20 protein-coding genes are annotated in these 22,337 nt (G+C 65.3%); 14 read left to right on the top strand and 6 right to left on the bottom strand.

The window, feature by feature from the left end:
- Window positions 1-56: 56 nt before the first annotated feature.
- The 14 genes from PW734_11175 to PW734_11110 all read left to right on the top strand — a co-directional run bounded on the left by PW734_11175 (window position 57) and on the right by PW734_11110 (window position 16,032).
- Complete coding sequence (locus PW734_11175; GenBank protein ID MDE1171749.1) at window positions 57-2,315, top strand: heavy metal translocating P-type ATPase; 2,259 nt, start codon at window positions 57-59, stop codon at window positions 2,313-2,315.
- Between the two features lie 54 nt (window positions 2,316-2,369).
- The gene (locus tag PW734_11170; GenBank protein ID MDE1171748.1) at window positions 2,370-2,687 is read left to right on the top strand and encodes a hypothetical protein; all 318 of its coding nucleotides are present in this window, start codon (window positions 2,370-2,372) and stop codon (window positions 2,685-2,687) included.
- A 109-nt stretch (window positions 2,688-2,796) separates the two neighbouring features.
- A complete protein-coding gene (locus tag PW734_11165; protein ID MDE1171747.1) occupies window positions 2,797-3,204 on the top strand; it encodes a hypothetical protein in 408 nt (135 codons plus the stop codon).
- Between the two features lie 5 nt (window positions 3,205-3,209).
- On the top strand, window positions 3,210-4,463 hold the full coding sequence (locus PW734_11160; GenBank protein ID MDE1171746.1) for a TolC family protein: 1,254 nt from the start codon (window positions 3,210-3,212) through the stop codon (window positions 4,461-4,463).
- Between the two features lie 5 nt (window positions 4,464-4,468).
- Window positions 4,469-5,236, top strand: a complete 768-nt coding sequence (locus tag PW734_11155) for a hypothetical protein (GenBank protein MDE1171745.1) — start codon at window positions 4,469-4,471, stop codon at window positions 5,234-5,236.
- A gap of 5 nt (window positions 5,237-5,241) precedes the next feature.
- Window positions 5,242-8,409 (top strand): CusA/CzcA family heavy metal efflux RND transporter, encoded by a 3,168-nt coding sequence (locus tag PW734_11150; protein MDE1171744.1) that lies wholly within the window; start codon window positions 5,242-5,244, stop codon window positions 8,407-8,409.
- Window positions 8,410-8,449: 40 nt separating this feature from the next.
- Window positions 8,450-8,851 (top strand): hypothetical protein, encoded by a 402-nt coding sequence (locus PW734_11145; protein ID MDE1171743.1) that lies wholly within the window; start codon window positions 8,450-8,452, stop codon window positions 8,849-8,851.
- Window positions 8,852-9,005: 154 nt separating this feature from the next.
- Window positions 9,006-9,404, top strand: coding sequence for a hypothetical protein (locus PW734_11140; GenBank protein MDE1171742.1), 399 nt, complete (start codon window positions 9,006-9,008; stop codon window positions 9,402-9,404).
- An 84-nt stretch (window positions 9,405-9,488) separates the two neighbouring features.
- On the top strand, window positions 9,489-9,824 hold the full coding sequence (locus tag PW734_11135) for a hypothetical protein (GenBank protein ID MDE1171741.1): 336 nt from the start codon (window positions 9,489-9,491) through the stop codon (window positions 9,822-9,824).
- Window positions 9,821-10,291, top strand: a complete 471-nt coding sequence (locus tag PW734_11130) for a periplasmic heavy metal sensor (protein ID MDE1171740.1) — start codon at window positions 9,821-9,823, stop codon at window positions 10,289-10,291. The genes PW734_11135 and PW734_11130 overlap by 4 nt, the downstream gene beginning before the upstream one ends.
- A 39-nt stretch (window positions 10,292-10,330) precedes the next feature.
- Complete coding sequence (locus PW734_11125; GenBank protein MDE1171739.1) at window positions 10,331-10,909, top strand: sigma-70 family RNA polymerase sigma factor; 579 nt, start codon at window positions 10,331-10,333, stop codon at window positions 10,907-10,909.
- A 32-nt stretch (window positions 10,910-10,941) separates the two neighbouring features.
- Entirely contained in the window at window positions 10,942-11,319 is a 378-nt protein-coding gene (locus PW734_11120; protein ID MDE1171738.1) for a hypothetical protein, read from the top strand.
- A 118-nt stretch (window positions 11,320-11,437) separates the two neighbouring features.
- Window positions 11,438-12,820, top strand: a complete 1,383-nt coding sequence (locus tag PW734_11115) for an efflux RND transporter periplasmic adaptor subunit (protein ID MDE1171737.1) — start codon at window positions 11,438-11,440, stop codon at window positions 12,818-12,820.
- 11 nt (window positions 12,821-12,831) lie between these two features.
- Window positions 12,832-16,032, top strand: a complete 3,201-nt coding sequence (locus tag PW734_11110) for a CusA/CzcA family heavy metal efflux RND transporter (protein MDE1171736.1) — start codon at window positions 12,832-12,834, stop codon at window positions 16,030-16,032.
- A 451-nt stretch (window positions 16,033-16,483) separates the two neighbouring features.
- On the opposite strand, the gene PW734_11105 is transcribed toward PW734_11110, so the two are convergent.
- The 6 genes from PW734_11105 to PW734_11080 all read right to left on the bottom strand — a co-directional run bounded on the left by PW734_11105 (window position 16,484) and on the right by PW734_11080 (window position 22,141).
- Window positions 16,484-17,509 carry an acyltransferase gene (locus PW734_11105; GenBank protein ID MDE1171735.1) on the bottom strand — a complete coding sequence of 342 codons (1,026 nt, stop codon included), beginning with the start codon at window positions 17,507-17,509 and terminating at the stop codon, window positions 16,484-16,486.
- Between the two features lie 110 nt (window positions 17,510-17,619).
- A complete protein-coding gene (gene dhaK, locus PW734_11100) occupies window positions 17,620-18,663 on the bottom strand; it encodes a dihydroxyacetone kinase subunit DhaK (GenBank protein MDE1171734.1) in 1,044 nt (347 codons plus the stop codon).
- A gap of 22 nt (window positions 18,664-18,685) precedes the next feature.
- The gene (dhaL, locus tag PW734_11095) at window positions 18,686-19,333 is read right to left on the bottom strand and encodes a dihydroxyacetone kinase subunit DhaL (protein ID MDE1171733.1); all 648 of its coding nucleotides are present in this window, start codon (window positions 19,331-19,333) and stop codon (window positions 18,686-18,688) included.
- Complete coding sequence (locus PW734_11090) at window positions 19,330-20,058, bottom strand: HAD-IA family hydrolase (GenBank protein MDE1171732.1); 729 nt, start codon at window positions 20,056-20,058, stop codon at window positions 19,330-19,332. Before PW734_11090 ends, dhaL begins: the two co-directional genes overlap by 4 nt.
- A 15-nt stretch (window positions 20,059-20,073) precedes the next feature.
- On the bottom strand, window positions 20,074-20,940 hold the full coding sequence (locus PW734_11085) for a class II fructose-bisphosphate aldolase (protein MDE1171731.1): 867 nt from the start codon (window positions 20,938-20,940) through the stop codon (window positions 20,074-20,076).
- A 115-nt stretch (window positions 20,941-21,055) separates the two neighbouring features.
- Window positions 21,056-22,141, bottom strand: coding sequence for a LacI family DNA-binding transcriptional regulator (locus tag PW734_11080; GenBank protein ID MDE1171730.1), 1,086 nt, complete (start codon window positions 22,139-22,141; stop codon window positions 21,056-21,058).
- Window positions 22,142-22,337 lie beyond the last annotated feature (196 nt).

Raw genomic sequence — 22,337 nt, 5'->3', positions numbered from 1 at the left:
GGCTTCAGGGTGTTCCCTTAAGGTAGTCGGAAACCGAACCTTTGCACCCCCTTTCCATGAAGCCCCATTCCCACGATCACGACCATGACCACGGCGACCACGCCCACGCGGAGCCGGACGCCTGCGGCTGCGGCCACGACCATGCCCACGAGAAGGCGGCGGCCCCCCAGAGCATCGCCCTGAATGCGGAATCCGAGGGCAACCTGGAGACGACCCTACGCGTGGCGGGGATGGACTGCGCCGACGAGGTCGAGGCCCTGGAACAGGTCTTCCGCCCTGTGAAGGGCATCCGAGAGGTCCGGGTGAACCTGATGGGCGGCAAGGTGACCTTGCGCCACGACGAGTCGGTCACCTCGGACGATCTGATCAAGCTCGTCGCCAAGGCGGGCCTGAAGGGAAGCCGGGACGACGCCGAGGCGGGCGACGTGGACAGCCTGAAGCGTTACCACCAGATCGCCGTGGCGGTTTCCGGCCTCTTCACCGGCGTCGGTCTTCTCATCCATTGGACCAAGGTGACGCCCGAGTGGTCGGCGGACATCGCCTTCGGGGTCGCCATCGTCGCGGGCGGTTGGTTCGTCGTCCCCAAGGCGATCCGCGTCCTGGGCCGCCTCTCCCTGGACATGAACGTCCTCATGACCGTCGCCGTCGCGGGGGCGCTGGCGATCCACCAGTGGTCGGAAGGTGCGGCAGTCACCTTCCTCTTCGCCCTCTCCGAGCTTTTGGAGGCGTTCAGCCTTACCCGCGCCCGGAGGGCGGTCCAGTCGTTGATGAAACTGACCCCGGAGGTCGCCCTGCTCAAGAATGGGGACGCCTTCGAGGAGGTGCCCGTCGAGGAGGTGCCGGTGGGGGCGACCATCACCGTCAAGTCGGGTCAGCGCATTCCCCTCGACGGCAAGATCGTCGCCGGGGACTCGTCCGTGGACCAGGCCCCCATTACCGGGGAGTCGATGCCGGTTGCCAAGAAGGCGGGGGACGAGGTCTACGCGGGGACAATCAACGGGTCCGGCTCCCTAGACATCGAGACCACCAAGGCGTACCGCGACACGACCATCGCCAAGATCATCCATCTGGTCGAGGAGGCCCAATCCCAGAAGGCCCCCTCTCAGCGTTTCGTGGACCGGTTCGCCCGCATCTACACCCCTGCCGTCATGGTGGCGGCGCTGCTGGTGATCCTGATTCCCCCGCTCGCCTTCGGCGGGGAGTGGCTGACGTGGTTCTATCGCGGGCTGGTCCTCCTGGTGATTGCCTGCCCGTGCGCCCTGGTCATCTCCACCCCCGTCTCGGTCGTTTCCGGCCTGACGGCGATGGCGCGGCGCGGCGTCCTCATCAAGGGCGGGGCCGTCCTGGAAGCAGTCGGCAAGATCCGCGCCCTGGCGGTCGATAAGACCGGCACGATCACGGAAGGAAAGCCCCGCGTGACCCGGATCGTCCGCTGGAAGGCCGAAGACGACGCGCAGGTCGTTCGGATCGCCGCCGCCATCGACACCCACTCGGAGCATCCCTTGGCCCAGGCGGTCGTCGCCTACGCCACCGAACAAAAGATCGCGTTCCCTCGGGCGGAGCAGTACCAAGCCCAGAGCGGGCGCGGCGCCGAGGCCGTGGTGGAGGGACACCGCTATTTCGTGGGAAACCACCGCTTTACCCATGAGCTGGGCGTCTGCTCTCCCGACCTGGAAGAGAAGCTCGCGGAGATCGAGGGGGAGGCCCAGTCGGTCGTTATCGTCGGCCATCGGCCTCACGACGGTTGCCAGGGGGAAATCTTGGGCATCCTGGCGGTGGGCGACGCCATCCGTGAAAACGCCCGAGAAGCCATCGACATCCTGCACCGGGCAGGCGTCAACCCAGTGGTCATGCTGAGCGGCGACAACCAGCGCACCGCGTCGGCCATTGCCCGGCAGGCGGGCATCGACGAGGCCCACGGCGACCTCCTGCCCGATCAGAAGATCGAATACGTCAAAAAACTCATCGCCGCCCATCAGTTCGTCGGGATGGTGGGCGACGGGGTAAACGATGCCCCCGCCATGGCCGCCGCCACGGTCGGCATCGCGATGGGAGCCGCGGGGACCGACACCGCCATCGAAACCGCCGACATGGCCCTGATGCAGGACGACCTGACCAAGGTGGCCGAGGCGATCCGGTTGGGACGCCGCACCGTCCGAGTCATCCAGTTCAACATCGGCTTCGCCCTCGCTTTGAAAGCGGTCTTCCTCGTCCTGGCCGTCCTGGGCTACACCAGCCTCTGGCTGGCGATCCTGGCCGATACCGGGGCGACGCTGCTGGTCGTGATGAACGCGATGCGGCTCTTGAGGCCGTGACCGAGAGAGCCGACCGAATTGACATTTGATGTCCCCGGCCTAACCGTACCTACCATGCGCCGTCTCTTCGCCCGTTTCGCGCCCGCGCTGGCGCTGCTCATCCTGGCGGCCTTCGCTTGCCAGCTTGAGGTCGGCTACGCCGAGCAGATGGGCTGGGTGACGTGCGGCGAGCATTCCGGCGATTCTCCCGTTCAAGGGGATGACGGGGACGGCCACTGCTGCTGCCACCTCCATCCGGCTCCCGTCCACGTTTCGACGTCGGTTCTTGTCGAGGGCGCCCCTCTGTCCGGCGAGCAATCTTTCCGACTAAGCGATTTGGCGATGCCGGAAGAGCTTTTCCAGGCCATCGACCAGCCGCCCAAGATCGCCTGATTCGCGAGGGAGTTCCTCCCTCGTTCCTCCATCGGTCCCGTTCCTGAAAAGGGCGGGCCTTGCACTTAGCTGCCGCACGCCTTGCGTCGCGGTCTACCAGGAATCAGGCATGAAGAGTCGTTTTGAAAAGAGTTGGAGAAGGGGATGGCTCCTCGCGGTCGCGCTGGCCGCCCTCGCTGTCCCGCTACGGGCCGCGCCGCTGTCGGTCAAGCTGATCGAGTCGAACGCTGGAAAGGTCGCCTCTGCCACCGTGAAGCGGTACGGGGAACAGGTCTACGTCACCGGATTGGTTTATTGGGACGGCAATCCCGCGACCGGCGCCCATGTCCACGTCGAGTGGCACGACCGGAGGGGGAGCATCCTCGCCGCGAAAACGGAAGGGGTGAACGTCACGGGACGCCCGTTCCAGATGAACACCATTCCCTTCACGGTGGGGTTTCCGGCCTCCCGACTCTTGGGCGCGAAGGCGGTGCAGGTCTCCTATTCGAGCAGCCCCCACGTCTTCTGTTCCAAATGAAAGCCATGAAATTGTATTGGATCGCCGGGACCGTCCTGGTCCTGACTTCCTGGACCGCCCGCGCGGAGCCGCCGGGCGCCTGGACCATCGACCAGTTGGCGGCCCGGGGCATGGCGGCCAACGCCGAGCTTCGCTCCTTCGAGGCCGAGGTCGCCGCCGCCAAGGGGAAACGCACCCAGGCCGGACTCTGGAAGAATCCCGAGTTCACGGGAGAATACGGCAGTCGCCGCGTCACCGGCGATGGCGGGAATCTCGCCGAGGGATTCACCCGCAGTGTCACCGTCACGCAAACCTTCGAGTTCCCCGGGAAGGGATCGCTGCGGAAGGCGATTGCCGACAAGGACGTGGAGCTGGCCGACCTGGGGCTGCGGCAGTTTCGCAGTTCCCTGGCCGGGCAAATCCGCAGCTTGGCCTATCAATACCTGGCGGCCTCCGCCGAAGCCGACGCGGCGGAGGAAATCCGGGAACGCTCCGACGGCCTGGTGAAGCTCCTGGGCCAGCGGGCGACGGCGGGGGTGCCGCAGTTGCTGGAATTGCGGGTCATCGAGGCGGGCCTGATCGACCTGCGGAAGTCGGCCCGGGAATTCGCCCAGAGCCGCGACGAGGCCGCCATCGAGCTGAACCGGCTCTTGGGTTTTCCCGCGAGCCAGCCGGTGCGGATCGCGTCGGTCCTCGCATTCCCGGAGGCAAAGGTCGACGCCGACAAGTGGGTCCTGGCCGGGCTGGCGGGCAACCTCCAACTCCGTTCCCGGACTGCTGAACTGGAAAAGGCGGTGCGGACCGTCTCCGCCGCCAAGCTCGACGCCGCTCCGGACTTCTCGGTCGGGCCGTTCTTCAGCCAGGATAAGGCGGGGGACAACGAGGAAAACCTCGGTGTCAGCCTGTCGATGACCCTTCCCCTATGGAACTGGAACCAGGGCAATGTCGCCGCCGCCAAGGCTCGCAGGGATCAAACGGACGCCCTCCTCGCCGACGCCCGGCGCAAGGTGGAGGCCGAAATCCTCCGCCGCATCCGGTCCTACCAGCGAACGCAGGCCCAACTCGACGGAACGACGGAGCGGACCCTTGCCGACCTGCGCGAGGCGTCCGACCTGGCGGATCGGCAATACCGTACCGGCGCCATCGGGGTGCAGTTGTTCTTGGATTCCCAACGGGGATTCCTGGCCGCCCAACAAACTCGGCAGGAGGCAATGGTGCAGGCATGGCGCGACCTGCTCGATCTGGAGCTGCTCACGGGCGGAACGATGGAGGCCAAATGAGAAACGTGATCTGGAAACGTACTTTATCGGCGCTAGCGGCGTTGGCCCTGGCGGCCTGCGGCAAGCCCGCCGGTCTGCAAGAAACCGCGACTACCGAGGACAAGGCCCCCGCCGCCGAGGAAGGCGCCGCCTATGAGGAGGAGAAGGGCCTTTCGCTGAGCGAGGCGTCCCGTCAGAGCTTGGGAGTCGCCTTTGCCACCGCCGAATTGCGCCCCGTCCGGGCGGAAACCACGGTGACTGCCCAAGTCTATCGGGCCGCCTCGGAACCGCTCCGCCACTTCGGAAAGGAGAAGCCGGGCAACGCCTACGCCACTGTCTGGGTCGATCCCGCGTCCGTCCCGGCCAAGGCTGGGCAGCGCATCCGGGTTGGCCTTGCCGAAGCGGAAGGTGAAGCCGGGGGGACGATCTGGCGGATCGCCAACGCCTCCCTTGCCGCCACGGGGAAGGAGGAGTTGCTGCTGGAGATTCCCGACCCGGCAGGCCGCCTCGCCGTGGGGGACTTCCTTCCGGTGCGGATCGAGCCGGGTGAGGCGTCCAAGCCGGTCGTGACCGTCCCCCGGTCGGCGGTGCTTCATGCCGCTGCCGGAACGTCGGCCTACCTCGAACGGGACGGGCGGCTCCTGCGCGTCCCTGTCGTCGTCGGCAACGAGGCCGACGGCTGGATCGAAATCAAGGACGGCCTCGCGGAGGGTGACAAGGTCGCCTCCGCCGGGGTCGATTCCCTTTACCTCATCGAACTGCGGTTCACGAAAGGCGGCGGACACGCCGACTGAAAATTATGATCGATAAGATTCTCGAATTCTCCCTGCGGCAACGCATTTTCGTCGTCCTGGGGACGCTCGGGTTGGTGGCGGTGGGCTGCTGGTCCGCCGCCCATCTTCCCATCGACGCGGTGCCGGACATCACCAACGTCCAGGTGCAGGTCAACACGGCGGTCACGTCCCTCGCCCCCGAGGAAGTGGAAAAGCTCGTGACCTACCCCATCGAGATCGAGATGGGAGGCATCCAGGGCCTGGAGGAAGTGCGGTCTCTCTCCAAGTTCGGTTTGTCCCAGGTCACGCTGATCTTCCAGGAGGGCACCGACCTCTATCGCGCCCGCCAGCTTGTCTCGGAGCGGTTGCAGAACCTGGGGGACCTGCCCCCCGGCGTGTCCCCCAAGCTGGCCCCGATCACCACCGGTCTCGGGGAAATCTACCACTACGCCGTCCGCTACCAGGCCGACGCCAAGGAGACCCCCGCGGCCGCCTACGAGCGGCTGCTCCAACTGAAGCTGGCCCAGGACTATCTGGTGAAGCCCGCGCTCCGCAGCGTTCCCGGCGTCACGGAAGTGAACACCTCGGGCGGCTACGAGAAGCAGATCGTCGTCATGCCCGATCCCCGGAAGCTGGCGAGCGTCGGCATGACGATGAACGAGCTGGCCGCGTTGGTCGCGGAGAACACTCAGAACGCGGGGGGAGGAGTCGTCGAGAAGGGAGGCGAGAGCATCACCGTGCGCTCGGTGGGCCGGGTGCAGTCGGCTGGAGAGATCGCCGACATCCCCCTGAAGTTCCGCGCCGGACCCATGGCCATGACCGTGGGCGACGTGGCCGAGGTCGCCATCGGGTCCGGGGTCCGTACCGGCTCGGCCACCCTCGACGGCGAGGAGGCGGTGCTGGGATCGGCCCTGATGCTGATCGGGGAGAACAGCCGGTTGGTTTCGCAGAGGGTGGACGCGAAGATCCGGGAGGTCGGCGCCAAGCTCCCCCCCGGCATCGAGGTCGCGAAACTCTACGACCGCACCGACCTGGTCAACCGAACCATCTCGACGGTGGAACGGAACCTCTTCGAGGGCGCGGTGCTGGTGGTCGCCGTCCTCATCGGGATGCTGGGCAACTGGCGGGCGGCGCTCATCGTCGCCCTGGCGATCCCGCTGTCGCTGCTCTTCGCCATCACGGGAATGGTCCGGTTCGGCGTCTCGGGGAACCTGATGAGTCTGGGAGCGGTCGATTTCGGTCTGATCGTCGACGGGGCCGTCTTCATGGCCGAGAATATCGTCCGCCTTCTGGCCCATCGGCAGCACCAGTTGGGGCGCCTGCTCACCAAGGAGGAACGCCTGCATATCATTCTCGCCGCCTGCAAGCAGGTCGGAACCCCCACCGTGATCGGAGTGGCGATCATCACTATCGTCTATATCCCTCTCCTGACCCTGACGGGGACCGAGGGAAAGATGTTCGTCCCGATGGCGATGACGGTCATCTTCGCGCTGATCGGCGGCCTGTTGCTGGCGCTGACCCTGGTGCCCGCCTTCGGTTCGTTCTTCCTGACCGGCAAGATTACGGAAAAGGACAATCGCCTCATCGGATGGGCCAAGCGGGCCCATGCCCCGGTACTGGATAAGGCGCTTCGGTGGCGCTGGCCGCTGGTGGGGACGACGCTGGCGATCTTCGTCCTTTCGGTCTGGGTCTTCACCCGGCTGGGCGCGGTGTTCGTTCCCCGGCTGGACGAGGGGTCCATTGCCCTCCAGATGGTGCGGACCACCAGTATCGGGTTGTCCGCTTCGCTCGACATGGAGAAGGCGACGGAGAAGCGCATCCTGGAGAAGTTCCCCGAGGTGACGCACATCTTCTCCCGCGTCGGCACGTCGGAGGTGGCGACCGACCCCATGGGGGTGAACACCGGGGACTCGTACGTCATGCTCAAGCCGGAGGACCAATGGCGGAAGGTAGACGGCCACCGGCTCACCAAGGACGGGCTGATCGAGGCGATCAGCAAGGAGGTGAACCAGAACTTTCCCGGCCAGGCGTATCTCTTCTCGCAGCCCATCGAACTGCGGTTCAACGAACTGCTCTCCGGCAGCCGCGCCGACATCGCGATCAAGGTCTTCGGCGACGACTACGACGTGCTGGAGAAGGTGTCCGGGCAAATCCGGGAGATCGTGGAGAAGATTCCCGGGGCGGAGGACGTGGAGTTCGACGCGGTCGGCAAGGCGCCGGTCTTCGAGGTTTCCATGAACCGGGACGCCATGAAGCGTTACAACGTCCACGCCGACGAGGTGAACAAGCTGATCGGCACCGCCTTCGCCGGGGAGGAGGCGGGCGTCATCGTGGACGGCAACCGCCGCTATCCCATCGTCGTGCGCCTGCCCGAGGCGGAACGCCAGAAGTTCGACGCCGTGGCCCAGATGCCGGTGCGGACCCAGGACGGCGGCCTCGTCGGCCTGGGACAGATCGCCAGGACCGGCATGACCGAGAGCGTCAACACGATCACCAGGGAGGCGTCCCAGCGGCGCATGGCCATCGTGATCAACCTCCGAGGACGGGACGTGGAGAGCTTCGTGAACGAGGCCCGGCGGAAGATCAAGGAGCAGGTCCAGGTGCCCGAGGGCTACTTCGTCGAGTTCGGGGGGGCGTTCCAGAACCTCCAGGCGGCGAAGGCCCGGCTTGCGGTAGTGGTCCCCACGGCCCTGTTGTTGATCTTCCTTATCATCTTTCTGTCGTTCCGCAGCCTGCGCCAGGCTGCGATCATCTACACCGGCATCCCGTTGGCGGCGTCGGGGGGCATCTTCGCCCTCTGGGCCACCGGCCTGCCGTTCTCGGTCTCGGCAGGGGTGGGCTTTATCGCCTTGTCCGGCGTAGCCGTTCTCAACGGCGTGGTGCTGCTCAGCTTCTTCAACCAACTCCGGGAAGAGGGCCGTTCCATTCGCGACGCCGTCCAGGAAGGCTCCCTGACCCGGCTGCGCCCCGTCCTGATGACCTCCTTGGTCGCGGGCCTGGGTTTCGTGCCGATGGCGTTGGCCCACGGCGCCGGGGCCGAGGTTCAGCGTCCCCTGGCGACCGTGGTCATCGGGGGCATCGTGATGGCGACGTTCTTGACCCTGGTTCTGCTTCCCACCCTCTACGCCTGGGTGGAGGAAGCATCGCAACGAATCGTGAGGAGGGAAAAAGAGGCCGTCCCACCGGAGGGATGATTTCCGGCAAGGGTTTCCCTCATCTCCGGTGTTTCTCCCTATGAGAGGCGATTGGAATAACCCCCGCCTCCATATAGGAACTAAAAACATGAAGCAGATTCACAAGTGGACCCTGGCAGTGATGGCCGTCGCGGTCGTCGGATTTTCCCAGATGCAGGCGTCCGCCGCCGACACGAGCAAAGGCCCCCGCATCGGGAGCATTCCGGAAGCCGTGGCCTCGGCGCCCCGGCAGGAAGCGGCCCTCCGCTGCCCCTCTATGGCGCTGGTCTCGGTGGAGCAGACCCACGACCTTGACAGCAAGGGACATGCGACGATCACGCAGCCGGGCTTCGCCTACGCGGGCAAGAACTGCGTGACCCACCTCCAGCGCGACAGCGGCAAGCAGGTCTCGACGGTGTCGAGCTGCCCCAGCATGGCCCTCGCTGACTGCAACGCCCGGTAATCCCTCCCGGAGCCCAAGACAAGCCGCCCGGATCTGAAAAATCCGGGCGGTTTCTTTTTTTAAAAATTTTCGAGGGTTTCGGCCCTCTACGGTGTTTTAGATGCTGAACAGGCACGTTTTCAACCCCCCGTGCCACCCCTGGAGAGACGACATCATGAAAAATTGGATCGCATTGACCACCTGGTTCCTGGCCCTGGGAGCCATCGCTTTCACCCCCCTGACCGCCCAGGCCGCCAACAGCCCCGAAGACCAGAAAACCATCGACCAGTTGGTGAAGACCTACCCCCTAGACACCTGCCCGGTCTCGGGAAGCAAGCTGGGTGAGATGGGGAAGCCCATCGACTATCTCTACAAGACCAAGGTGGACGGGAAGGACAGTGTCCGACTGGTCCGCTTCTGTTGCCCGGCCTGCCCCGCCAAGTTCAACGCCGATCCCCAGAAGTATCTGTCGATCATCGATGCCGCCGCGAAGAATCATTCGCCGGTCGCCGCTGCCAAGCCAGCGGCCACCTCGACATCGGGGTGCTCGATGGGCGCGGGCTGTTCCATGTAGGGAACCGCGCTCGCCCGTCCCCGATGTCCCTGCTAAGAAAAGGGTTTGGCCGTGGCGCGGTGTTCGTCGGAATGGAGACTCAATATGAAACACGACGATAACCTCAACGACCTCCTGAAGGCGTGGCAGCCCCCCGTCGATCTGCCCAAGAACTTCCAATCGGAAGTCTGGGACCGGATCGCGGCAGAGGAGGACAACCGCCAATCCCTCTGGTGGAGGAAGGCCGTCCGCTGGCTGATGGAGGGAGGGGTTCGCCCCCGTGTCGCCGTTCCGGCGGCGGCGGGGCTGCTCCTCGTCGCCGTGGTCGCGGGCCAAATCCAGTCCGAGGTCGCGAGTTCCCGCGAGATGGACCGCCTGGGTACCCGGTATGCCTTCTCCATTGACCCCGTCGCCAAAGCCCAGATGCGCCAAGGTCCATGAGACGGCCCTTGGTCCTTCTCCTTCTGCTCTTGGCCGCCGTCCTGGCGACGTGGGCCGTCAGCTACCGGGCTGGGATGCACGCGACCCATGCCCTGGCCTCGTCCCAAGACGCGGAGCTGGAGTGGCTGCGCCACGAATTCCGACTGGACGACCGGCAGTTCGCCGAGGTCCAGCGTCTGCACGAGGAATACGACCCTGTCTGCGATCGCCTCTGTACTCGGATGATGACGGCGCAGACCAACCTCCGCGTCCAGATCGCCAAGAGCCAATCCGTGACCCCGGAGGTCATCCAGGCCCTCCAAGACGTTTCCTCCTTAAGGCAGGAGTGCCAGGCGGCGATGCTTCAGCAGATCTACCGAGTGGGCCAAGTCATGAGCCCGGACCAGCGGCAACGCTACCTGGAGAAGATGGAGCCGCACGTCCTGCGCCCGGAAATGCGGAATGCGGAAGCGGCGCCTTCCCGCTAAAGCCATGCCGGGGAACGCGAAGAGGCCGACAACGCGGCAATGCGGCGCCTGGAGGCAGGCGACGACCTGGCGTTGAAGGAGATCATGGACCGCTGGCAGCGTCCGCTCGTCCATTACCTCTTCCGGCAACTGGGACGGGAGCACGATGCTGTTTCCCTCGCCCAGGAGGCGTTCGTGAAGGTCTACGAACAGCGCGGGCGGTATCGCCCCACGGGCAAGTTCTCCACCTGGCTCTTCACGATTGCGACCAACCTCTACCGCAACCACGTCCGTTGGCTGGTCCGGCACCCGACCGTTCCTCTCGTCTCCCCGGATGCCGAGGTCGAAGGGGAGGAATCGGGACCGGGGCGCGTGGAGCCGGTTGAGCCCGGGATGAACCCCGCCGAAGCCACCGTCGCCCGCGAAAGGGCGGCGGCAGTCCAAGCGGCGATCTCCTCGCTGCCCGACGATCTGCGGACCGCCGTGCTGCTGTTCGAGTACGAAAACCTCGGCTATGAGGAAATCGCCCGCATCGAGCGGTGCAGCGCCAAGGCCGTGGAGACGAGGCTTTACCGGGCAAGGCAGCTTTTACGGGAACGGCTGACTTCCTTTTTGACGGCGGGCGAGAAGAGCGGTTGAGCAAGGGGATGAAAGCTGCTATAAAACCCCCGATGTCGTGGCGCTCCTCCCTCTCCTCCGGCTGGGCCAAGGGGCTGACGCTTTCCGCCGCGTTCGTCCTCCTGTTGGTCACCCTGACCTCGGGCTACTCCGCCGGGGTGTGTTCCATGGGGAAAGAGTGCCACGGGGATTGCTGTCCCTGCCCGCAGGGCATGTGCGTCGCCGACACAACGCATCACGATGTCGTCGCCGCACCGGGCGCAGTCCCTTCGTTCCGTTCGATTGCCCTGGCTCCTTTCCTCGCGGTGCCCTGGCATCCTTCCGTCGCGGCGGCGGGTTTCCCGGCGCTTCGCTTCGCCGCGCTCCGTTCCGACCCCGGAAGAATCCCGCCAGGGCCTTCCCGTTCCGTACTGAGCGTCTGGCTCATTTGAGCCCTTTTGCTCTCGCTAAGGGAGCGTCCCCCGGCTTTCGACGCCTCAACCGGCGCCGAAATCCCCTGCACGGAGAAGGTCTAGCCTCCTCCCTTCACTTCAACCGCTCGGTACCCCCATGAATCATCCATTTTCGATCCAGCACACTAACCCGGAAACACCCCAGCCCCTCGGGAGGCGCCGCTTCATCGCCGGCATGGCGGGAGCCTTGCTTCTGGCCGGCTGTTCGAAGGCCGCCGTCACGTCGGACTCGAAGGCCTCGAACGTCGATTACTACACCTGCACGATGCACCCGAGCGTCCGGTCGCAAGACCCCAAGGGCAAGTGTCCCATCTGCGGCATGGACCTGGTGCCGGTCATGAAGCAGGGGACCGACGCGGCGGGAACGGCAACCGCGGCGACCGCCGCCGCCACCGCGGTAGCACCGGAAACGAATGCCTTCGACATCCCGCCGGAACGGCTCCAGGCGATCGGGGCCAGCTCCGGGGTCGTCGAGCGACGCGAAATGCAGCGTCCCCTCAACGCTCCTGCCACGGTCGTCATTGCCGAATCGGGCCTGCGGGACATCAACGTGAAGTCGGGCGGCTACATCGTGAAGCTGTACGCCGACTACGTCGGCAAGCCGGTCACCGAAGGGCAGCCCCTGATGACGGTCCTGGTTGAGGGCTGGATCGACGCCCAGCTGGACTACATCAAAGCCTACCGCTCCTACGCCCGGACCTCTGAGGGGGGAATGAACCGCAACAGCCTCCTGGCGTTCGATGCCATCGACCGGATGCGGAAGCGGCTCCGGGTCTGGGACATGTCGGACGCCCAGATCGCCGACTTGGAGAAATTCGCCCTGGAAATGAACGAGACCGATTTGCGGAGCGGAAAGGGCCTGAAGGGAACCTTCGACGTCCTCTCGCCCGTCAGCGGCCACGTCATGGAAAAGACCGCCATCGAGGGGATGCGCTTCGAAGCAGGGCAGTCCCTCCTGAAAGTGGTCGATCTTTCGACCGTCTGGGTGCAGGCCGACTTCCCCGAAGACCAGGCGCGGTACGTGAGCCCCGGCCAGGAGTTCCAGATCCGCTTCCCGTCTCGTCCCGGCCAGTCGTTGACGGCTCAGGTCGATTTCATCAATCCCCATCTCATGGAAGAGACCCGGCGGCAGACCGTTCGCTTCGTCGTGTCCAATCCGGGACATCAGTTGAGTCCCGGCATGTACGCCTCGGTGGAAGGAAACCAGATGATCGGCACCAAGCTGGCGGTCCCCGCCAGCGCGGTCATCCCCACGGGCCGGCGCTACGTCGTCTTCCTCGACCACGGCGGCGGGAAGCTGGAACCCAAGTTCGTCGATCTCGGCGAGAAATACGGCGACTTTTATGAAGTCCTTTCCGGCTTGGCCGAGAACGACCGGGTCATCACCAGCGCCAACTTCCTGATCGACGCGGAGAGCCGGGTCCAGGGCGCTCTGAAGACCTGGGGCGAGAGCCAGACATCCGACGCGGCACAGCATTAGAAAAGGCTGTCATGATCGAGAAAATTACCGACTGGAGCGGCAAGAACCGTTTCCTGGTCATCATCCTGATCTTCCTCGGAGCGGTCTGGGGCGTCACGGCTCTCCGCCAGACCGCCCTCGACGCGATCCCCGACCTCTCCGACGTCCAGGTCATCATCTACACCGATTGGGAGGGCCGCAGCCCCTCGCTGGTCGAGGACCAGATCACCTATCCGATCTCGAGCAAGTTCATCTCGGCGCCGAAGGTCAAGTTCGTGCGCGGCGAGTCGATGTTCGGAAAGTCGTTCGTCTACGTCATCTTCGAGGACGGCACCGACATCTACTGGGCGCGTTCCCGGGTCATCGAATACTTGAACTCGGTGCGCGGTTCGCTGCCGGACGGGGTGAACCCGACCATCGGTCCCGACGCCACCGGCGTCGGCTGGGTCTACGAGTACGCCCTGGTCGATGAAACCGGGCAAAACAACCTGGCGCAGCTCCGCAGCTTCCAGGATTGGACCCTCCGTTACGCGCTCGCCAGCGTGAAGGGGGTATCGGAGGTCGCCACCGTGGGCGGCTTCGTGAAGCAGTATCAGGTCAACCTTGACCCAAACAAGCTTCTCTCCTACCACGTCACCCTCAACGATGTCACCGACGCCGTCCGCAAGAGCAACCAGGACGTAGGCGGCAAGACTCTCGAAGTCTCGACGACCGAGTACTATGTCCGGGGCCGGGGCTACCTCAAATCGACCCAGGACATCGAAAAGATCGCGGTGAAGACTGATGCCGGAGGCACTCCCATCCTGGTCAACCAGCTGGGGACGGTCACCCTGGGACCCGACCTGCGGTACGGCGCCGCCGAGCTGGATGGGAAGGGAGAAACCGTGGGCGGCGTGATCGTGATGCGCTACGGGGAGAATGCCTTGCGGGTGATCGACGGGGTGAAGCAGAAATTGAAGCAGCTGGCGCCGTCGTTCCCTCCGGGCGTCAAGGTCATCCCGGTCTATGACCGCTCCAAGCTGATCCATCGCTCGGTCGACACCCTGCGGGAGAAGCTGATCGAGGAAAGCCTCATCGTCAGCCTGGTCTGCATCGTCTTCCTCTGGCACTTCCGCAGCGCCTTGGTGGCGATCGTCATGCTGCCGTTGGCGATCCTCCTGTCGTTCATTCCGTTCCAGCACCTCCACCTCACCGCGAACATCATGTCGCTGGGCGGCATCGCCATCGCCATCGGCGCGATGGTCGACGCGGCGATCATCATGATCGAGAACGCCCACAAGTTCCTGGAGCGGGCACGGGAGGAGAACCACGGAAAGGAACTGACAAACAGCCAGCGGGTCGAGGCCATCCTCGCCGCCGCCCGGCTGGTGGGGCGGCCCCTCTTCTTCTCGCTGCTGGTCATCACCGTCTCGTTCGTGCCGGTCTTCTCGCTGGAGGAGCAGGCGGGACGTCTCTTCAAGCCGCTGGCCTACACGAAGACGTTCGCCATGTTCTTCGCGGCGCTCCTTTCCATCACGCTGGTCCCGGTCCTGATGGTCTGGTTCATCCGCGGACGGATCACTCCCGAGTCGGAGAACCCGGTGAACCGGTTCCTGATCTGGATCTACCGGCCGTTGGTCGACTGGGTGCTCCGTTTCCCCAAGACGACGATCGCGTTGTCGGTGCTGGCCCTAGCCCTGACGGCTGTCCCGGTCGTGAAGCTGGGCTCCGAGTTCATGCCTCCCCTCAATGAGGGGGATCTCCTCTACATGCCGACGGCCATCCCCGGCATCGCCATCGACGAGGCGGTCAAGGTATTGCAGGGCCAGGACCGCATCCTGAAGAGCTTTCCCGAGGTCGAGACGGTCTTTGGGAAGGCGGGACAAGCCGAAACCTCGACCGATCCCGCGCCCCTCTCGATGTTCGAAACGACGGTTCAGCTCAAGCCAAAGGAGGAGTGGCCCAAGGGAATGACCTGGGACAAGCTCGTCGAGGAGATCAACCAGAAGACGAAGACCCCCGGCATGGCGAATGTCTTCTGGATGCCGATCCAGACCCGGACGCAGATGCTGACGACCGGATTCCGCTCCAATCTGGGGATCAAGGTCTTCGGGAAGGACCTGGATGGGATCAACGGCGTCGCCACCAGCATCGAGAAAGCCCTCAGCGACCTTCCGCAGACCCGCAGCGCCTTTGCCGAAAGAACCACCGGGGGCCGCTACCTCGACATTGCGGCCGACCGGGACGCCATCGCCCGGTACGGGTTAAAGATCGACGACGTGAACACCGTGATCGAGTCGGCGATCGGCGGAAACACGATCTCCCAGACCGTCGAAGGGCGGGAGCGGTATCCGATCAGCGTCCGTTTCGCGCGAGATTTCCGGGACAGCGTCGAGGCGATCAAGCAGATCCCCGTGCCAACCCCGTCCGGTGCCCAAGTTCCTTTGTCGGCGGTCGCCAGCGTCGGCTTTGAAAGCGGCCCCCCGGAGGTGCGAAGCGAGAACGGGCAGCTCGTCGGCTTTGTCTTCGTCGACACGACGGCCAGCGACATCGATGGCTACGTCAAGGCCGCCGAGCAGCGGATCGGCGAGAGGGTGACGTTTCCGCCCGGCACCTACATCGAATGGGCCGGGTCGTTCCAGTCCCTCCAGCAGGCCAAGCAGACGCTGCTCTTCGTCGTCCCGATGACCCTGCTCATCATCTTCGTCCTCATCTACCTGAACACCCGGTCGGCGGTCCAGACGAGCATCGTCATGCTCTCGGTGCCGTTCTCGCTGATCGGGGCCTTCTGGCTGATCTACCTCCTGGGCTACAACCTGAGCGTAGCGGTCTGGGTCGGCCTGATCGCCCTGGCGGGTATCGACGCCGAGACCGGCGTGGTGATGCTCCTCTATCTGGACCAGGCCTATGACGAGCGGAAGACGCGCGGGCAGATGAACTCGATGGCTGACCTCTTCGCGGCCGTCAAGGAAGGGGCGGTCCAGCGCATTCGGCCCAAGATGATGACGGTCTGTGCCATTCTCTTCGGCCTCCTCCCGATCCTGTGGAGCACCGGGACCGGTGCCGACGTGATGAAGCGGATCGCCGTTCCCATGGTCGGCGGCGTCCTCACCTCGGCGATCCTCAACCTTCTTCTCTACCCCGTCATTTACGTTATGTGGAAGGGAAAGGGCTTTTCTTCGGATTATCTTCAGCGACGCTCAAACGAGACCCAAAAAGCGCCCAAAAAACCGGAAAATGGAAAGTTATCCTGAGAGCAGCAAGGTTCGAGTCCTAGGGAAGAGTGTGCTTGACTATGCCTTTGAATAAGCGATCAAACAATGGCTGGCAACCGCTAGAATCGCCTCGCGAAGGGCAGGGGACAAGCGGGGCCACGCGACGGCCAAGACGTGAAGGTTGGCATCGTTCGGAAGAGGGGTGTCTATGCGGGTGTCTGGCGTCGTAAGTGCTTGGAACGACAACGGTTTTGTTGCCGGTTCAAATCCTAGCCCCGCAACCCATTTCCGATAGTCGAAACAGCCGCCGGAGCCAAGGAAAGGCCCGGCGGCTTTTTCGTGCTTGGATGGCATGGTCTGCCCGCGAGAGCGAAGGGCTCGGGAATATCTTCGTCTTGAATCAGGCGGAAGGGCTCGTCATAGGCGCATTTGAGTTGGCCTTTGATTTCATTAGGCGCTTTCCCTGATTTTGATCTTATGAACGTGGCGATTACGCGCCGATCCGTGCTTCGATGCGGCGGCCCAGGCGGATGCCGGGGCGTTCCAGGAAGCGGAAGAGAAGGTGGCAGACGGGATAGGTCACGGCCAGGACCAGCGCAAAAAGCTCCAGAGTCCCCACGCATCCCTTCAGGGCCAGGCCGCTCTTTTCCAAAAGCCGCAGGGTGACCGGATGGATCAGGTAAAGCGCGTATGACCAGTCCGCGAGGGAGCGCGTTAGCCGGTTGGCGCAGGCGTTTTCGATCTTTGCATACACGGAAAGGTGTGGACGTAGCCGGAAAAGCGCCGCCAGCAAGAGGACGAGCCCCATCGCCAGACGGAGATGAAGGAAGGGAAGGGCGACGAGGCAGGCGATTCCTCCCGCATAAAACCAAACGTATTCTTTTCCCGCCGCCTTTCCCTTTATCACGCGCGCAAGGAACATGCCGCCGCCGAAAAGGGCTAGCATGAGGGGAAGGAAGGAGGGCATGTTGAAGTGGCCCCAAGGCTTGCCGGGCAGGTGCGGATAAGCGCCGATCAGGAGGTTCGCCATGCAGGTGAGGAGGGCCATGGCGAAAAAGCCGCCTCCCGACCAGGCGGTGAGGAAGAGGAGCGGAAAGACGAGGTAGAACTGCATCTCCAGTCCCAGGCTCCAGTCCAAAAGGGTGATGCTGTCGCAGTGCGCGGGGGAAAGGCCGAAGAGGAAGGACAGGCGCAGCAGGAGGTCGGCGGCGCTAAAGGGAAATAGGAGCAGGCAGAGCAGGAGCGCCGCGTAATAGAGGGGGACGATGCGGAAGAAGCGCCGGACGTAGAAGCGGCCCACATCCCGTGGCAGAGAGGCCTTTTTGAAATCGTGCAGGAAAGCCATGAGGAACCCGGAGATGACGACGAAGACGTCGACGGCGAAGGGACCCGCGCCTCCGGTGTAAAACCATCCGGTCGCCGCCACGCAGTGCACCGCCACCACGGCCAGCGAGGCGGCTGCGCGCAGGGCGTCGATTGCGGGAAGATGGCTCTTGGAGGGATGGCCGCTTTGCATGGGGCGCTTTGATAAGGAGTAGGTTCAAATCCTAGCCCCGCAACCCATTTCCGATCGTACGAAAAAAGCCCGGCTTAACGCCGGGCTTTTTTGTTTTCCGCGCCTGCGGCTTAGAAGATGCGCAGGCCCACTTCCGCCGGGGCGGCCAGGAGGGACTCGATCTCGTCGTCCAGACGGATGAGGGTCAGGGACATGCCCGCCATTTCCAGGGCCGTGCAGTAGTTGCCCACGTAGTTGCGGACCACGGTGAAGCCCTTCTTCTGGCAGAGCTGTGCCGCGCGCCGGTAAAGGACGTAGAGCTCGCTCAGGGGGGTGCCCCCCAGGCCGTTGATCATGAGGCCCACCTTGTCGCCGGACTTGAAGGGAAGGTCGGAGGAGACCGCCTCGAAGATCTCGTCGACGAACTGGTCGGCGGGCCGCAGCTTTTCCCGGCGCCGTCCGGGCTCGCCGTGGATGCCCACGCCGATCTCCACCTCGTCGTCGGCCAGCTCGAAGATCGGCTTCCCCTTGGCCGGCGGGGTGCAGCCGGTCAGGGCCATGCCCATGCTGCGGACGGAATCGTTGACCTTCTTGCCGATCTCCGTGATCTGCTCCAGGGAACGGCCCTGCTCGGAGGCGGCGCCGCAGGCCTTGATGACAAAGAAGTTCCCCGCCACGCCGCGGCGGCCCACGGTGTAGGTGCTGTTTTCCACGGAGACGTCGTCGTTGACGAAGACGGTCGAGATCTTGATCCCCTCCGCCTCCGCCATTTCCCGGGCCATGTCCCAGCACATGCGGTCGCCCTGGTAGTTGTTGATGAGGTGGAGGACGCCCTTGGGGGAGTTCAGCAGGCGGGTGCAGGCCAGCACGTATTCCATGGGCGGCGCGGCGAAGACGTTGCCCGGGCACGCGCCGTCGAGCATCCCCTTGCCGACGACCATGACGTGGGCGGGCTCGTGCCCGCTGCCGGAGCCCTGGATGACGGAGACGCGCTTGGGATCGGGGGCGTCGGCGCGGTAGATGATGTTGTGCTCGGGAACCCACTTCAGGGTCTTGGGGTTGGCCAGGGCCAGGCCTTCCAGCATCTCGCGGACGAAGTTGGCGGGATCGTTGACGAATTTCTTCATGCCGTGGGAGGCGGAGGCCTGGACGGACGTGGGGGCGTTGGCGGTCATAGTTTTTTTGGGGTTACGGGGTTTATCGGGTTGCGGGTGTGAAGGCTTCGGTGAGGGCTTTGAGGACGGTGCCGACGGCGACGATGCCGGGGTCGAGGGTGCCGCTGCTGCGGTCGCCGGTGAAGGACTGGCGGCCGCGCTTGGCGGTCCAGGGGCGGCTCTTTTCCGCCATGGACTGGGCGGCTTCGGCGGCCCGGGCCAGGAGGCCGGCGGTGTCGGCGTCCGGGTTGGCGGCCTCGGATTCCAGCAGCTGGGCCACGGGCTCCAGGGCGTCGAGGATGGTCTTGTCCCCCAGGGAGGCGCCGCCGCGCGCCATGATGCCCTCGATGGCGCGGCGGAGCATGAGGGCGGCGTCCTCCAGGGAGAGCTCCTTCTTCTCCCGCGCCACGGCGGAGGCGCGGATGAAGGCGGTGCCCCAGATGGGGCCGGAGCAGCCGCCCACGTTGCTGGTGATGAGGACGCCGACGCGCCCCAGGAAGGCGCCCACGGTGGAGCGGTCGAGGTTCGGCCACTCCTTGAGCACCACGCGGAAGCCGGTGGCCAGGGAGGTGCCGAAGTCGCCGTCGCCGCAGAGGCCGTCGAGTTCGGAGAAGTAGCTTTCGTTGGCGATGGCCGTCTCGGCGATGACCTGCACGGCCCGTTCCACGTCGGAGAGGGGGATGGTTTTCATGAATGGATGGGGGTTGGGGTGAAGTGGCGTTCCAGGTCGGCCAGGGAGACGCGGCGGCCGGGGGGATCGCCCAGGTCCGGGTAGACGGCGGCCGCGCCGGTGAAGTCCTCCTCCGCCGTGTAGGCGCTCTGGGTGACGACGCATTTCATGCCCGCGCCCAGGGCGGCCAGGAGGCCGTTGCGGCTGTCCTCCACGACGAGGCAGCGCTGCGGGTCGAGGGAAAGCTCCCGCGCGGCGTATTGGTAGATGGCGGGGTCGGGCTTTTTCTTAGCCACGATGTCCCCGGCGAAGATGCCGGCGAAGCGCGCCTCCCGCTGGGGGCCCAGGAGCCGGCGGACCACCTCCCGCACGGCCCGCTCCGCGGAGGTGGAGCAGACGGCCAGGACGACGCCGGCGGCGTAGGCCTCGTCCACGATGCGGCAGATGCCGGGGCGCACGGGCAGCTCGCCGGAGGAGATGGTCTGCATGAAGAAGTCGGTCTTCAGCGCGTGGAGGCGGCCGATGAAGGCGTCCCGCTCCGCGGGGGGGACGGGCCAGCCCGCCTCGTCGAAGTAGGCGCGCATCCGTTCCTTGCCCCCGCCGATGAGGAGGAGCCGCCCGTAGAGGGCCGTGTCCCACGTCACGGCGAGGCCTTCCGCGGCGAAGGCGCGGTTGAAGGCCACGCGGTGGCCGTCGCGCTCCGTGTCGGCCAGGACGCCGTCGCAGTCGAAAATGAGGGCTTCCATGGGGTCTCCCTGGGTTCAGGCCTTGACCTCCGCCGCGCGCCCGGCGCCGCCGAACTGGCGGATCTTTTCCAGCACCAGCTCCTTCATGGCGGCGTATTGGGCCTCCAGGACCTTGAGCGGCTCGTATTCCTCCGGGTGCCTTTGGTGGTGCTCCACGAAGCTGTCGATGAAGACGTGCTTCAGGTTGGTGGAGATGTTCACCTTGGAGCAGCCCAGGCGGATGGCGCGCTGGATGATGACGTCCGGCAGGCCGGTGCCGCCGTGCAGGGCGAAGGGGAGGGGCGTGCCGGCGTTGATCTGGGTGAGGACGTCCCATTCGATGCTCGGCTCGCTCTTGTACACGCCGTGGGCGGTCCCGATGGCGGGGGCGAAGACGGCCAGGCCGGGGGCCTCCCGGCAGAACTCGAGCGCCTGGGCCGCGTCGGCGTGGCGGCCGTGGTCGGCCACGATGTCCTCCTCCACGCCGCCGATCTCGCCGACCTCCGCCTCCACCCCCACGTCGCGGCGGGCGGCCTTTTCCAGCACCTGCTTGGTGAGGGTGAGGTTCTCGATGAAGGGCTTGTCGGAGGCGTCGATCATTACGTCGGTCCAGCCGGTCTCGATGCACCGCTCCAGCAGCTTCAGGTCCTTGCCGTGGTCCAGGTGGAGGGAGACGGGGACGGAGACCGCCCCGGCCAGCTCGCGGGCCCAGCCGACGATCGCCTCGTGCCCGTAGTATTTCACGGTCTTGGCGGAGGTCTGGACGATGACGGGGGCCTCGGCCTCCGCGGCGGCCTGGATGATGGCCTTCATGGAGGCGTAGTCGACGGGGTTGAAGGCGGCCACGGCCCAGCCGCCTTGCCGGGCGACCGCCAGGACCCGTTTCATGCTCAGGAGGGGCATAGGAAGGGGAAGGTGAGGGGTTGTTTCTTCGATCCGCCGCGACCGGAGGACTCCGGCCCGGCCTGCATGATGAACCCTACTCCTCCCGGGGCGCCGCGGAAACCGCGGGCGTCGGTCAAACTGTTGACAAGAGCGATGACGACTTTTTCGCCCGGGACGGCGCGGCGGACCGCAGCGTCTCCCCTTCCGCCCAGGAGCCCTCCACCATGAAGAGGGAGGGGCGCTCCGGCACGCCGCGCTCGCCCCGATGGAGCATGTCGACGAGGAGGTCGACGGCCATGACGCCGACCTGGAAGGAATTCTTCTTCATCCCGGAGATGCCGGGGGCGTTTTCCTCCATGGAATGGAAGGCGACGCCGAGATCCCGCGGCACGCGGTAGCCGGCCTTGCGCACGGCGTGAAGGACGGCGGGCAGCTTGGTGACAATCACGTCGGGCCGATGCTGCCGGACCCAGCCCAGGAATTCCCCCTCGTCCCATCCCTCCAGCAGGAGGGGCGGAAGCCGGTCCTGGCCCGCCAGGTCCTGCTGCTTGATGAGGTAGGCGGCCAGCCAGTTGTGGTCGACGCGCTCGTCATGCGCGCGCAGGTCGACCAGGCCGATGCGCCCGTAGCGGCGCCGGACCAGTTCCTCGAAGAGGATGCCCATGCTGCGGTATTCGTGATTGGCGGCCAAGTGGAGCCGGGGATGGACGAGGGAGTGGCCGAAGGTGACGGCGGCGAAGTGCTCCCAGGCCAGGTTCAGGCTGGTCCGCTCCTCCTGCGGCGGCAGGAGGATGCCGGGAATGCCGCGCGTCCAGAGGATCTTGCTCATGCGGCGGGGCGTCATGCTGGGGGCGGCCAGCCAGAAAGGCTCCAGCCGGTAGCCGCGCTCCGCGGCGCGGCGGGAGGCGCCCTCGAAGTAATCGACGTTGCAGGGGGAGCCGCGCCAGCCGTCCTCCGTGTGGTAGTTGGTCAGCCAGGCCAGGACGGCCTGCTCCGGCCGGGGGCGCTTTCGCTCCCGGTAGGCGCAGAGGGCGGAAAGGGCGGCGTCCGGCGCGTAGCCCAGGTCCTCGGCGATCTTGCGGATGCGGACCCGCGTCTCGCTGGGAATGCGGGGATGGTCGTGCAGGGCCAGGGAAACCGTGGAGTAATGGCAGCCCGCCGCCTGCGCGATGTCCCGGATGGTGGGACGGCCCGGGTTGGAGAAGGGGGAGGCTTCCATGGGACGACTCACTCTCAATCGGCCGCACGGCGCGGGCCGACGCTCCCTATCCTAATTCATATCGAAATAATTGCAATCCAAGCCAACCTCGCAGGAGGTTATAATTGGATTCAGGCCGCGTCAGCCTGGAAGCCGGTATCGGTCCCTTCCCGGAAAGTGACGTAGGCACGCCGCCAGGGCTGGTCGTCGATCAGTT

It is taken from the genome of Verrucomicrobium sp. (assembly GCA_028283855.1).
Classification (GTDB): Bacteria; Verrucomicrobiota; Verrucomicrobiia; order Methylacidiphilales; family GAS474; genus GAS474.
Note: the sequence above shows the minus strand (reverse complement) of the source record. Positions and strands in the feature narration are given on the sequence as shown.